Raw genomic sequence first — 12,177 nt, 5'->3', positions numbered from 1 at the left:
ATAATCTATTTATTAATGACCACAAAAATTGGCTCTGCGGGGTTTAGCCCATATTCCGGCTAGCTGGTGATAGCCGCCGTTATTCCCGTCGGTTCACCACTGAAATATCGACCTTATCATGTCAGGATTAGAGAATTGTCACTATTTCTAGGTAGTTTTTGCTATTAAAATAAGTCGTTACGTAATAAATTTGTTCTATGATTGAGAACAGACTCTCTGGCTATTGATGGAGGGAAAGTTCATATAAGGAGAACACAATGCCTCATATGCCATTAATTCAGCTTCCCCACACGCATGGCGAAGGTTGCCTCTGTAATAGCCCGGCGTTCGTCCGTATTAACACAGTGTTTACTCAGAAAGCAGCCCAATCTGCCCCTATCACAGCGGCGACCGTGACGGCGGCGATACCCGGGGCAAAACCCCAAAAAAGAGATGTCGCAGCCAATGCAGTGCGCGTGATGGCTTTTATTAATGTTCGTGTCTTTGATGGTGTTTCAGACCACCTGCGGGACGGGCTACGAGTATTAGTAGAAGGCAATAAGATCAAGTCGGTAGAGCCTGCGGATACACCGCTCTCACCGGATGTGGAGCTGATTGACGGCGGTGGCGGCGTATTGATGCCGGGGCTGATTGATGCACACTGGCACGCCATTATGGCTCGCCCGTCGATGATGACAGCAATGACAGCAGATTTTAACTATATCCAGGCACTGGCTATTGCTGAAGCCGATGCCACATTGATGCGGGGTTTCACCACCGTGCGTGATATGGGCGGGCCGGTTTTTGGCCTGAAACGCGCCATAGATGAGCAAATTGCCATTGGCCCGCGTATCTTCCCTTCAGGCGCATTTATTACTCAAACCGGTGGGCACGGTGATTTTCGCCTGATTGGGGAGTTGCCCCATACACCATCAGATCCCCTGAGTTATGCCGAACGTGTGGGCATGACGGCAATTGCCGATGGGGCTGACAAGGTGCTTTTACGTGCCAGAGAACAACTGATGCGGGGCGCATCACAACTCAAATACATGGCCGGTGGCGGTGTGGCCTCCATGTATGACTCCATCAGCGTGACTGAAGGCTCAATTCCCGAAATTCAGGCGGCGGTCACTGCGGCTGAGAACTGGGGCACTTATGTCACCGTCCACGCTTACACTGCCCGAGCCGTCACTATGGCTATCAACGGGGGGGTTAAGTGCATTGAACATGGCCAAATGGTGGATGAAGCAACCGTCCAGTTAATGGCAGAAAAAGGCATCTGGTGGAGCCTGCAACCTTTCCTTGATGATGAGGATGCGGTGCCAATGGCAAGCCCAGCGTCACGAGCCAAGCAGCTTGAGATGGTCGCCGGTACCGATACGGCCTATATGTTGGCGAAAAAATATAACATCAAGACGGCGTGGGGTACTGATACGCTGTTTGATGCGCGGCTGGCGACCCGGCAGGGGGCGCAGTTAGCCAAGTTGGTTCGTTGGTATTCACCGCTTGAAATTCTCAAGATGGCCACCAGCGTTAATGCTGAACTCTGTGCCTTCTCCGGCCCAAGAAACCCGTATCCCGGTAAGTTAGGGGTGGTGGAGAATGACGCCCTGGCTGATTTGATCCTGGTCGATGGTGATCCACTGAGTGATATTCAACTTATTGCTCAGCCAGAGAAAGCATTCCGGATCATCATGAAAGATGGGCAAATATTCAAAAATACCTTGGGCAGCGGTCAATAGTGACTTTTTATGAGCGGAAACCTGTTTTTCTGGTGGGATGTCAGGTGTTAATTGAGGCTATTCAATGAATAATATGACTTCCCTCAGGAAGCCGCAGGTTTTTTTCTTCACGTATTTAAGCGCGGCAAAACAGAATCTGTGGCGTGGGCCATGGGTTCTGTTATCGGCTATCGTCTTGAGCGGCTGCTCGGGGGTTGAGGCACCCTCATTTTCTCTGGTGGGTTCCTACTTTCCTGCCTGGATGGCGTGCGCTTTTATCGGGATAATTGTGGCGGTGATCGCTCGCGTTCTGTTTATTCGCGTGGGTATTGATGAGGTGCTGCCATTGCGGCTGTTGGTCTATGTCTGCCTGGCGCTGACTGTGGCATTTATCAGTTCCCTATTACTGTTTACACGATGAATGATAAATATGAATAAACTACCAGGGAGTGGGCGCAAGCGGCAACTGGCGCTTATTGTCGCCGGCATTATCATCGTCGCGGCCGTGGTATCCGGCTGGCTTTCCGTGCGGCAGACCACACTGAATCCATTATCTGAAGATGCAGAATTGGGGGCCAGTGTGGTGCATGTTGCCAGCTCGGTGCCTGGCCGTATTATCTCAATTAATGTCGCGGAAAACAGCAAAGTCCGGCGGGGTGACCTGCTGTTCACCATCGAGCCGGATCTCTATCGGTTGCAAGTCGCACAGGCGCAGGCTGAATTGAAAATGGCGGAGGCCGCCCGCGATACCCAGCAACGGACGGTGGTCGCGGAACAATCCAATGCCGCGATTACCAATGAACAGATTGTACGGGCGCAAGCCAATCTCAAGTTAGCGACTCAGACATTGGCACGGCTACAACCTCTACTCCCTAAAGGCTATGTCACCGCCCAGCAGGTCGATGATGCGGCGACGGCGAAACACGATGCTGAGGTCAGCCTGAAACAGGCATTGAAACAGTCATATGCTGCCGAGGCGTTGGTCAGCACTACCGCAGCGTCTGAAGCACTGGTGGTCGCACGTCGGGCGGCGCTGGCTATTGCCGAACGGGAACTGGCCAATACCCAAATACGGGCACCTCATGATGGTCGGGTGGTGGGGCTGACGGTCTCTGCTGGGGAGTTTGTTGTCCCGGATCAGGCCATTTTTACCCTTATCAATACCGAACATTGGCATGCCTCGGCATTTTTCCGTGAAACGGAGTTGAAGCATATCAAAGTAGGTGATTGCGCTACCGTGTATGTCATGGCCGACAGACAGCGCGCGATTCAGGGGCGGGTCGAGGGGATTGGCTGGGGGGTTAGCTCTGAGGATATGCTAAATATCCCACGTGGTCTGCCTTATGTACCGAAGTCATTAAATTGGGTACGTGTTGTCCAGCGTTTCCCCGTGAGAATAAGTCTGGAAAAACCACCGGAGGACCTGATGCGGATCGGGGCGACTGCTGTGGTTATCGTGCGCAATGACGACGGTTGCTGACGGTACGCTCGGTGGCATAATCCGCCAGGCAAAAGCAGATTTGGCCTATTTCCCTGGGCGAGTGGCAATGGCCTGGCGGGTGGCTGCGCTCTGTGCATTGATGGCGATGATCGCCATGATATACGGCATCCCGGAATCTGCGATCAGTTGCTATCTGATTATTTTCGTGATGAAACCGGATGGTGTCGAAAGCATGGTGATGGCCATTGCGATCACCGTTCTGGTATCGCTGGTGGTTGGACTGGTATTTCTGCTTATCCATTTCACGCTGGAAGCCGCGCCGCTGCGCATGGCAGCCTTGATTATCAGCTCGTTTCTATTTCTCTATATTGGTTCAGCCAGTAAGCTCGGCCCGGTGGGGAGCATTATTGCGCTGGTTATTGCGTTTGTGATGACGTTGCTCAGCGATATTCCCATGGGTGAGGTAGCAACGCGGGGGTTGTTGTATGCCTGGTTAATGGCGGTTTCCCCGATGTTGTTGATTATTGGCTTTAATCTTTTCCTTGGTCGGGCACCCCAGACGTTATTGCGGGCCAGTTTAGCCGAACGGCTCTTCACCGTGGCCGAGGCATTGCGCCAACCCGATGCCACCAATATGGTTAAGATCCGCGGGCTACTACAGGAAGGGCAAAATGAGCATCAACAGCGGGCGCTTTTTGTGCGTATTTTTCATCTACGTCCCCGAACCGAAGCGGTCTGGCTGGAAAGTGCAGTAAAAAGCAGTTATCGCCTGCTATTGGCAACGTCAGCGTTATCCCCTGACGCGCCAGAGAATGTACGTATCGAGCTTGCGGCCTATTGTCGCGAGGCGGCGCAGGCGATTGCGGCGGGCAATCTTGCTGTTACCCCTCACTTTACTATTGAGAATGCGGCTGATGAAATTAATGAAATCAGAAACGCGCTGGTAGCACTGGCGAATGCGGACAATGGGCAAGATTTGACTGCCCCGAAATCCTCATTCTTTGCTGCGGATGCGCTGACCAACCCGGTTCATCAGCGCTTTGCGCTAAAGACCACTGCCGCTGCTCTGATTTGCTATCTGGTTTATACCGCATTGGACTGGCAGGATATTCATACCGCCATGATAACCTGCTATGTTGCGGCGCTGGGGACCACTGGTGAGACGGTGCATAAGTTGGTACTTCGAATTATTGGTTGCCTGATCGGCGCGCTAATGGGGGTGTTGGCGATCATTTTCATTATTCCTCACCTGAGTGATATTGGGCAATTGATGGCGCTGGTGTTTGGCTGCATTTTGTTAGCTGCCTGGGTGTCGTGTGGTAACGAGCGTATCGCCTATGCCGGTGTACAAATAGGGCTGGCTTTCCTGTTGACGGTGTTGCAAGGCTTCGGGCCGAGTACTGATATGGGGGTGGCACTCGATAGGGTGCTCGGTATCTTGCTGGGTAATTTGGTGGTGTATCTGATCTTTACCCGACTGTGGCCGGTGGCGATTGCAGACGCGGTGCGTATACATATTCGTGATGCGTTGAAGGGGCTGACAAATTTAGCCGCCCTGTCGCCCGATGCACGGCCTGCGGCGCTAAGAGAAGCCACAGCCATTGAGGCGGAGATTACCCAAGCGCAAGAAGAGCTGGCACTGGTTCCCTTTGAGCCAGCCCAATTACGCCCTTCACGGGAAGAGTGCGCCCGCTTACAAGCGATACTGGCAGAAATGGGTAAATTGTGCCCAGTGCTGTTTCTACCCACAGAAAAATCGGCGTCTGATGTGGAGCAACTGCGTCGGCTCTCGGCAGGCGGCGATGTGATGGCATTAACCGATGCACAAGGACAGAATAGTGAATCATTACGGCAAGGATTATCGCCGATTGATCTGACTATTCAACAACGTATAAAGCGGCTTGAGGAACTTCTGGGAATTTGATGACATGATGACGCACGCTGTACTGATGGCCCGGATAGCCAAAATTAACCTGACTTGCACGGTATTGGGGTTGAGCATGTTGATCGCCGGTTGTGCCACAGATCGCCTGGATCTTGCCCCTACCTCCTATTCCGAACCTTGGGTAGCGGATGCCAATACCGGCAGCGCGGCGGGCACTGGTAACTTCGCTGTACCCGCTAATCCGGTGGTGGCAGAACTTCCTCAGCCCCCAACAATAAAGAGCGGATATCGCTACTCATTACCTGAGCTGATTGATATTGCCCAGAATCAGAATCCAGATACCCGCATTGCCTGGCAGCAGGCGCGGCAGGCTGCATTGGTCGTCGGAATGGGGGAGGCGGTATTTTTACCGATCATTTCAGCCAGTGTTATCGGTGGTTATCAAAGTACCAGTACACCGTTACCTTACGCTATTGGCAGCCATAAGGACGTTAATACCTCTGGGAGTGCGGTTGTTCCGGCACTGGCATTACAGTGGCTTATCTTTGATTTCGGGCAGCGTAGTGCATTACTTGACGCGGCGAAACACACCTCTTATGCCGCCAATGTCAGTTTTAATGGTATGCATCAGAAGCTAATCTATGATGTCACACGGACTTACTTCCAATACGGTGCCGCGCAGACCCAGAGGCAGATAGCAGAACAAACGTTGAAAAATAGCTTAAAAATTCAGGATGCTGCCGAGGAACGCCAGAAAAAGGGGATTGCCACTACAGTAGAAGTGGCACTGGCGCGGCAACAGGTTGCACAGTCTGAACTGCGCCGCGTGGTGGCAAAAGGTACGGAACGTGATGCTTATCAGGCATTACTGGGTGCGATGGGCGTGTCTCCTTCATTGGATATCAACGTCGCTTATACCGAAGATCGCGCTTTACCGGATGTGACCAACGCACCAACCGAAAAGATGATCCGGCTGGCCCTTTCCCAGCGGCCTGATGTGTTAGCCAGCTATGCGGCAGTCGAAGCGGCCAAGGCGGGTATTAAAGCTACTGAGGCTGATTTCTTGCCGAAAGTCTATCTTGCCGGAGCGGTCGCAGGCGGTGATGGGCGCTTTGATATTCAAGGGCTACCGGGTATCAGCCAGCAGACTTCCTCTTCCAGCATTTTGGTCGGTGTTAGTGTGCCTCTTTATGATGGCGGGATACGGGCGGCGCGGGTCAAAGAAGCGGAGTCGCGTGCGGCCGTTGCTGCTGAAGGGTTTAAGAAAACACAGGAGCTGGCGGTTCGTGAAATTGTGGTAGCGGCGGATACCTTGCGCTCGGCACTTGAATCCAATCAGGCGGCACTTAATCTCGTGAAAACGTCATTTATTACCTATGATGCTGCACTGGAATCTTATCGTAATGGTGTCGGCACCATTACTGTCGCCAACGAAGCGGCCAATGGGTTGTTGAACGCGCAACAAATGAGTAGCGATGCGCATGCAGCTTCGCTGGTCGCTGCGGCTAATCTGGCTTTTGTGATGGGTAAAATGACGAATGTCTCACAACCTCTCGAACTGCTTCATTAGCCGTAGAAAAAGGGTTTTCCTTCGGCTATATGAATGGCAATTCAGTGCGTTGCACAAATAAATACTGGTGATGATAAGCCATTAATAACATACAGGTTTTTATCTATGTTTTTTATACTGAAAAAATACTGCACATCATCATGTGTGGTCTGAATGAATTTCGACCAGACATTTTCGGGGACATCATCAATAGCTCTTATCACCTGAGTGGTGAATTTGACTGTATAAACACCGTGATTATCAAGAGGCATGTAGTTAAATGGCAGAGCACGATTCAGTATATATGATGATGTTTTATCCTGTGCCGTGCCGGTGAATTTTATGAACCCCTTGCCATTGTGAGACAAAAAGACACTCACGTCCGCCAGTAATGAAACGGAATCATTGAGGTTAACGTTTCTTTTCAGATAGAGCTCGGAATCACACTGTAAAACAACTTTAGGCAATAGCTGATAGGCCCAGAAAATAGCGGCGGCGGCTAATATTGCCAGGTATACCACAGTAAGGTAACCCTTTTTCATTGCGCCTCTCCCGAGTTAATCCTTATCGTTTGGCACTCGTTATATCTGCCCTGTTCATCTACAGCGCATATACCGATAAAGGTGAGCTGATTAATCTTGTAGCCATCACTGCCTTTGGTATAAAAGATGCTGTGCTTTTCCACTGAGCAGTCTACTTTTCTCTGCCTGAGGTCGTGCCGCGCCATATCAAGCGTTTCTATTCCTGAAGGGAATGCCACATTTTTCTGGATAAAAATCTGGCATTGGTCAATTTCGCCGGCGAGTAAATAATTCGCTTTGCCAATAGTAACATCGGCCCAGTTGGCGTAAATTTTAAGCGCTGTGGCTAACACTGACAGTATCACCAGAATGAGTAATATTTTGGATCTCAGCATTGTCAGGTATTTTCGACCCGGCGCCATCACTTCTTGGGGTAACGGGGCAATAGGCGGGTGAGGGGGGGCGGTATCTGGTTGGATAGTGGTTGATATTTCTTTGGTGTCTGCGGCTATATCACCATCTTGTTCTTTTCCGTTATCTGGCGCGGGCAGTGTTGGGCTCAGTACTGACTCAATCCGCGCTGTAAACTGAAAACCGTATTTAGGTATCGTCGTGATGATTTGCGGATCTTCACCGAAGGCCGCCAGCGCTTTTCTCAGTTCGCTAACATACGCATTCAGGTTACTGTTCGACGCAGTAAAACCATAGTCTTCCCACACATTCTTCAGCAGTACGTCTCTTTCTATTGGTTCATTCTGATGTTTGATAAATTCAAGCAATAGCCGACTTGCCGGGTTGGACAATGTCACTGCCCGCTCTTCATCATTCAACTCCATCAAGATCTTTTCTGATGGATTAAACACAATCGTAAGATTAAGTATATATTTCATCTATGACTCTAATGGACTAAACAACCTTTAATCGGCGCTAAACCAAAAACAGTAATGCTGTCTTAGGTTAAGCTACACTCATAACTTTGTTTTTTGAAATGTTTTTTATGATTGGTAGCTCTTTTTTTGTGGCAAAGAAAACAGGGGCAACCAACACTGACATAAAGAGCAATATCACTCAATGGGCATTAAGGGTCACTACTGCCAGTTTGAACATTTAATCAATGCTGACCTTATCAGGCTATCAAAGCGCCTTCTTACTGTATTTCACCATTACCACCAGATAGTTTATTATTCTTTTTCATTTGTTTTAAATGGTTTCTTTTGGAGAAAAAAAATGTAAAACGGCAAGTGTCGATATAAAAATCTATGTTTAAAGTAAATAAATGCTCAAATATACTTTATTTAGAATCTTGTTATGATTGTGTCATCCTGATTTAGGCAAGGTGTTGCAATCAACACCGGTTTATATCACCTTTTTTGTTCAGGGGCGCAACAGTATTAGCGCCGTATACCGATATTCAGTAAAAATAGAGTTTTCTATGACCGAGGTGACCGGCAGTGATTTTATCCTCTGCTGATAAACAACCGCGTTTTTTAGGGGGGGGATTATATATTTAATCACTCTACTTAAGTCAGTATGCACATATCAATAATAAATTAATTAACATTATTTATGCTTATTTTTCGTATTAAAGCCCCCTTTATTTAATAGAGGGTGGCATTTATCTGTGGTTAAAACAACCACGTTATATATCGGGTAACCGAAAATCAATATCACCATGAAGGAATTGTTCCATGCGTAAAACTATTTTCTCTCTGACTCCCGCCGCGTTGGTCTTACTGGCGGTAGCCGGGAATGCACAAGCAACCTCTAACGCCCAATTAACGGTTACTGCTAACGTTGTTGCGTCAACCTGTGATGTTTCTTTGTCGACCAATAATCTGGACCTGGGTAACTATGCAGCATCTGCATTTAGCGGTGTTGCCACCCCAATCCCTGCCAGCAAAAAGTCATTCACTGTGGGCTTGAACAACTGTGATGCGCCGGGTGCTGCGGGTGATAAAGCCTATTTGGTGGTGAGCGGGCCAGTTCTGGGGGGTAACCCGAACATGTTTAACTCTACCGGTACTAACACCGGCATCATGTTGAACCAGGTTGCGACACCAACCACCTATATCAACAACAATGAGAAGCTGTTGGTAGCGACTGCAGGCTCAACGCCAGCCGCAGGTGACTTTAATACCAAGACACTGAATCTGCAGGCCGGTCTGGCATCAACCACCGCAACGGGTATCAGCATCGGTGCGGTTAGCGCGCCTATCCTGTTTGCCTTTGCCTATAACTGATTTTCCTGATGGCAGGTGGCTTCAGCCGCCTGCCATTGTGACCTTTTTCCTTTTTACTCTGGAGCGAAAGAATGACGCGCGTAACACTGCTTATTCCGATGATGATGGCGCTGCTGTCGTGCCCACCGGCCGCATTGGCTGACGGATTTGGTATCAATGCCACCCGCCTGATTTACCCACAGGGCGCCGGTAGCATTGCTGTCACCGTACGTAACACGCAACCGACATTGCCTTACCTGGTGCAGACCTCGATAAGCCGGGCAGCAGATAGCTATAAAACGACCCCGTTTACGGTCACTCCACCGATATTCCGTCTGGAACCCAAGAGTGTGAACCAAATCCGTATTGCGGGTAATGACTCCGATTTACCTAAAGACCGTGAATCTGTCTTTTATTTCCATGCGACCGCGATCCCAGCAACAACCGCACCCACTGAGAATCAATCGAGTACGGGCGTACAAGCCTCGGTGCAATTTGGTGTTGGTAGCATTATCAAGCTGTTTTACCGCCCGGCAGGCTTGTCGTCATCCTCTACGGATGCACAAAAGAACCTCAAATTCAGCGCTGGAAAGAGCGGGCTAGAGGTCAGTAATCCATCACCTTACTTTGTTAGTTTTGCGAGTATTAAGTTTGGTGGTCAGGCGCTCAAGTTAGATACGCCTGCGGCGTTGATGATCGCCCCTTTTAGTACACATACCTACCCCACAACGGTGAAAAGCGGCAGCGTGGAGTGGCAAACCATTAATGACCAGGGTGGCGTAGATGCATTTAAACAGCTTCTGCCTTAAGAAAGCGCTTTGGGTGGGTTTGAGTGTGTTGTTAGGCGTAACCAGTATCAATACTCATGCCGTGACGTTGAACTTTTCTGCAACCATAGTGCAAGGGACTTGCTCGCTAAGCCTGGATAAAAGTGTATTGCCATTGGGGAGTGTGAATCAAGCTAGCTTGATCAGCGGAACACTGGTCAATTTGCAACCTTTTACGCTTACTGCCGATAATTGTAATGGTGCAACGGGTGGAAGCTTGCAGCCCGTCATTACTGTTGTTGGTGCCGGTAGCCTTCAGGATGGGAAATGGCTGTTTCGCAGTAGTGACTCTGATGTGGGCGGCGCTGGCGTGATATTAGTGCAAAGTGCCACCCAGCCGATTTATGCCAGTACGGAGGTTAAATCTGGTGACTATTTCCCGTTAGCCGCTGTGGGCCAGGCTCCGGTCAATAAAGTGTTGCCATTTTTCGCCGGTGTGAGCTGTGGGGGAAGTACCGGTTGCGCCACACTTAAGCCTGGGCAACTCACGGCCAATGTTAATTTCGTTTTTGCCTATCGTTGAGGTCGCTATGCCATTTGCACACTTTTCCCTTATTACGCTGCTGTCGATGATATTGGTCGGGGTGCCAGCAATGGCGGCAAGTTCAGGCGGCGTCAGTTTAAGTCAGACCCGGGTGATATTTTCCGCAGAGGATAAGGCGCAAACCCTCACGGTAAAGAATACCAGTAAGCAAAATTACCTAATTCAAAGCCGTATCCAAAACGAAATGAAAAATGATGCGGCAGTGCCTTTTGTTGTCACGCCACCGTTGTTTCCATTGGCGGGGGAAGGTAACCAATTAGTGCGAATCCTTAAGCAGAGCGAGTCGCTACCTGGCGATAGAGAGTCCCTGTTTTACCTCTCGGTATTAGCCATTCCGGGCCAGACAGAACCTGCACCAGAAGAAGCGCGTTTATCCATGGGTTTTCAGTTTGTTATCAAGCTGTTTTATCGCCCTACGGGTCTGAAGGATGTGCCGTCCGATGCTGGTTGCCAACTTAAATTGATCCGGGTAGGGAATGGCATCCGTATTGAGAATCCAACCCCCTATTTTATGACGTTTGGGACGTTGAAGCTCGACCATAGCGTTATCGATTTAGACTCATCCCCGTCGATGATTGCACCTATGGGGGCTCAGACCTATCCCGCTGCTCATACAATTAAGCATGTGGAGTGGCAAACCATAACCGATGCGGGTGGTTTGTCTGCATTGTGCCAACGCACAGTATCATCATAGGAATAACCAAAATGAAATACCTTACCCCCTTAGTCACGCTGCTGTTATGCAGCGTGTTGGTATTTGCAGGCGTTCATGCGGCCCCTTCTGAATCTCAGGGGATTTCTTTTCATGTGCTGCGAGTGATTTACCCTGCAAGTGAGCAAAAGGGCGTCACGTTAACGGTAAATAATAAAAGTACGGCACCCTATTTGTTGCAGTCATGGATCCGCCCTGTGGATGCGAAAACCGGTGATGTGGATTTGAATTACACCGGGCAACCGAAGATGCCTTTTATTGTCACCCCTCCGCTGGAGCGCTTAGAGGCGAATAGTGATCTGATATTGCGTATCCGCCATAACGGTGAACCGCTGCCGACGGATCGGGAATCCGTCTTTTTTATCTCGATGAAAGCGATCCCTGCCAACAAAGAATCTGACAACGCGGGGGCGTCGGGCCAGATGGCCGTGACAGTGGTCAGCAATATGAAGCTGTTCTATCGCCCTGAGGGGCTGGCTAAACGGGCGGTGGCAGAGGTGGCCTCCCAGTTGCATTTTAGCCGTGAAGGGAACGTGCTGATTGCTGAGAACCCGACGCCGTATTGGCTCACCTTTTCGCAACTGAAAGTCGGCAGTATTGCGCTGGATAAACCCGCCCTGCGGTTGATGGTGCCACCAAAAGGGCAGCAGCGCTATACCTTGCCAGCGGCAGCAAAAGGCGCAGTTGAGTGGCAACTGATTGATGAGGATGGTTGGAATACACCGGCTAACCAGCAAGCCTTATAATTTTTTCTGATTTTGATGGACAGGTTCACGTCA

At 49.9% G+C, this 12,177-nt stretch carries 12 protein-coding genes; 10 read left to right on the top strand and 2 right to left on the bottom strand.

From position 1 onward, the window contains the following. The first annotated feature begins 257 nt into the window (after window positions 1-257). The 5 genes from A6J67_RS22885 (at window position 258) to A6J67_RS22865 (ending at window position 6,596) form a co-directional block, all read left to right on the top strand. Window positions 258-1,721: a metal-dependent hydrolase family protein gene (locus tag A6J67_RS22885; RefSeq protein WP_080608445.1), complete on the top strand. Its 1,464-nt coding sequence runs from the start codon at window positions 258-260 to the stop codon at window positions 1,719-1,721. A 64-nt stretch (window positions 1,722-1,785) separates the two neighbouring features. Beyond that, on the top strand, window positions 1,786-2,121 hold the full coding sequence (locus tag A6J67_RS22880; protein WP_050088461.1) for a YtcA family lipoprotein: 336 nt from the start codon (window positions 1,786-1,788) through the stop codon (window positions 2,119-2,121). Between the two features lie 9 nt (window positions 2,122-2,130). Further along, window positions 2,131-3,180 carry a multidrug transporter subunit MdtN gene (gene mdtN / locus A6J67_RS22875; protein WP_032907738.1) on the top strand — a complete coding sequence of 350 codons (1,050 nt, stop codon included), beginning with the start codon at window positions 2,131-2,133 and terminating at the stop codon, window positions 3,178-3,180. Continuing rightward, window positions 3,164-5,065, top strand: coding sequence for an FUSC family protein (locus A6J67_RS22870; RefSeq protein WP_050288726.1), 1,902 nt, complete (start codon window positions 3,164-3,166; stop codon window positions 5,063-5,065). Before mdtN ends, A6J67_RS22870 begins: the two co-directional genes overlap by 17 nt. Window positions 5,066-5,069: 4 nt before the next feature. Next, window positions 5,070-6,596, top strand: a complete 1,527-nt coding sequence (locus A6J67_RS22865; protein ID WP_050296947.1) for a TolC family protein — start codon at window positions 5,070-5,072, stop codon at window positions 6,594-6,596. A 41-nt stretch (window positions 6,597-6,637) separates the two neighbouring features. Here the strand turns inward: A6J67_RS22865 and A6J67_RS22860 are convergent, their stop codons facing one another. Together A6J67_RS22860 and A6J67_RS22855 are read right to left on the bottom strand one after the other, a co-directional pair. Beyond that, on the bottom strand, window positions 6,638-7,117 hold the full coding sequence (locus A6J67_RS22860; protein WP_050296948.1) for a FidL-like protein: 480 nt from the start codon (window positions 7,115-7,117) through the stop codon (window positions 6,638-6,640). Beyond that, window positions 7,114-7,986, bottom strand: coding sequence for a winged helix-turn-helix domain-containing protein (locus tag A6J67_RS22855; RefSeq protein ID WP_050296949.1), 873 nt, complete (start codon window positions 7,984-7,986; stop codon window positions 7,114-7,116). Before A6J67_RS22855 ends, A6J67_RS22860 begins: the two co-directional genes overlap by 4 nt. Before the next feature lie 798 nt (window positions 7,987-8,784). On the opposite strand from A6J67_RS22855, the gene A6J67_RS22850 reads away from it, so the two are divergent. The 5 genes from A6J67_RS22850 (at window position 8,785) to A6J67_RS22830 (ending at window position 12,144) form a co-directional block, all read left to right on the top strand. Further along, entirely contained in the window at window positions 8,785-9,336 is a 552-nt protein-coding gene (locus A6J67_RS22850; protein ID WP_042568297.1) for a fimbrial protein, read from the top strand. Between the two features lie 71 nt (window positions 9,337-9,407). After that, a complete protein-coding gene (locus A6J67_RS22845; protein WP_005193325.1) occupies window positions 9,408-10,124 on the top strand; it encodes a molecular chaperone in 717 nt (238 codons plus the stop codon). Continuing rightward, on the top strand, window positions 10,099-10,665 hold the full coding sequence (locus A6J67_RS22840) for a fimbrial protein (protein WP_050088456.1): 567 nt from the start codon (window positions 10,099-10,101) through the stop codon (window positions 10,663-10,665). The genes A6J67_RS22845 and A6J67_RS22840 overlap by 26 nt, the downstream gene beginning before the upstream one ends. Window positions 10,666-10,672: 7 nt before the next feature. Further along, window positions 10,673-11,380: a molecular chaperone gene (locus A6J67_RS22835; protein ID WP_005193323.1), complete on the top strand. Its 708-nt coding sequence runs from the start codon at window positions 10,673-10,675 to the stop codon at window positions 11,378-11,380. 11 nt (window positions 11,381-11,391) lie between these two features. Then, window positions 11,392-12,144, top strand: a complete 753-nt coding sequence (locus A6J67_RS22830) for a molecular chaperone (protein ID WP_080608444.1) — start codon at window positions 11,392-11,394, stop codon at window positions 12,142-12,144. Window positions 12,145-12,177 lie beyond the last annotated feature (33 nt).

The sequence above is a fragment of the Yersinia sp. FDAARGOS_228 genome, from assembly GCF_002073315.2.
GTDB lineage: Bacteria > Pseudomonadota > Gammaproteobacteria > Enterobacterales > Enterobacteriaceae > Yersinia > Yersinia intermedia.
Note: the sequence above shows the minus strand (reverse complement) of the source record. Positions and strands in the feature narration are given on the sequence as shown.

What these genes read in the sequence shown, in the direction of transcription:
- A6J67_RS22870 (WP_050288726.1), top strand. Translation starts at nt 3,164, where the DNA reads ATGACGACGGTTGCTGACGGTACGCTCGGTGGCATAATCCGCCAGGCA.
- A6J67_RS22850 (WP_042568297.1), top strand. Translation starts at nt 8,785, where the DNA reads ATGCGTAAAACTATTTTCTCTCTGACTCCCGCCGCGTTGGTCTTACTG.
- A6J67_RS22885 (WP_080608445.1), top strand. Translation starts at nt 258, where the DNA reads ATGCCTCATATGCCATTAATTCAGCTTCCCCACACGCATGGCGAAGGT.
- A6J67_RS22835 (WP_005193323.1), top strand. Translation starts at nt 10,673, where the DNA reads ATGCCATTTGCACACTTTTCCCTTATTACGCTGCTGTCGATGATATTG.
- A6J67_RS22860 (WP_050296948.1), bottom strand. Translation starts at nt 7,117, where the DNA reads ATGAAAAAGGGTTACCTTACTGTGGTATACCTGGCAATATTAGCCGCC.
- A6J67_RS22855 (WP_050296949.1), bottom strand. Translation starts at nt 7,986, where the DNA reads ATGAAATATATACTTAATCTTACGATTGTGTTTAATCCATCAGAAAAG.
- A6J67_RS22845 (WP_005193325.1), top strand. Translation starts at nt 9,408, where the DNA reads ATGACGCGCGTAACACTGCTTATTCCGATGATGATGGCGCTGCTGTCG.
- A6J67_RS22880 (WP_050088461.1), top strand. Translation starts at nt 1,786, where the DNA reads ATGAATAATATGACTTCCCTCAGGAAGCCGCAGGTTTTTTTCTTCACG.
- A6J67_RS22840 (WP_050088456.1), top strand. Translation starts at nt 10,099, where the DNA reads ATGCATTTAAACAGCTTCTGCCTTAAGAAAGCGCTTTGGGTGGGTTTG.
- A6J67_RS22830 (WP_080608444.1), top strand. Translation starts at nt 11,392, where the DNA reads ATGAAATACCTTACCCCCTTAGTCACGCTGCTGTTATGCAGCGTGTTG.
- mdtN (WP_032907738.1), top strand. Translation starts at nt 2,131, where the DNA reads ATGAATAAACTACCAGGGAGTGGGCGCAAGCGGCAACTGGCGCTTATT.
- A6J67_RS22865 (WP_050296947.1), top strand. Translation starts at nt 5,070, where the DNA reads ATGATGACGCACGCTGTACTGATGGCCCGGATAGCCAAAATTAACCTG.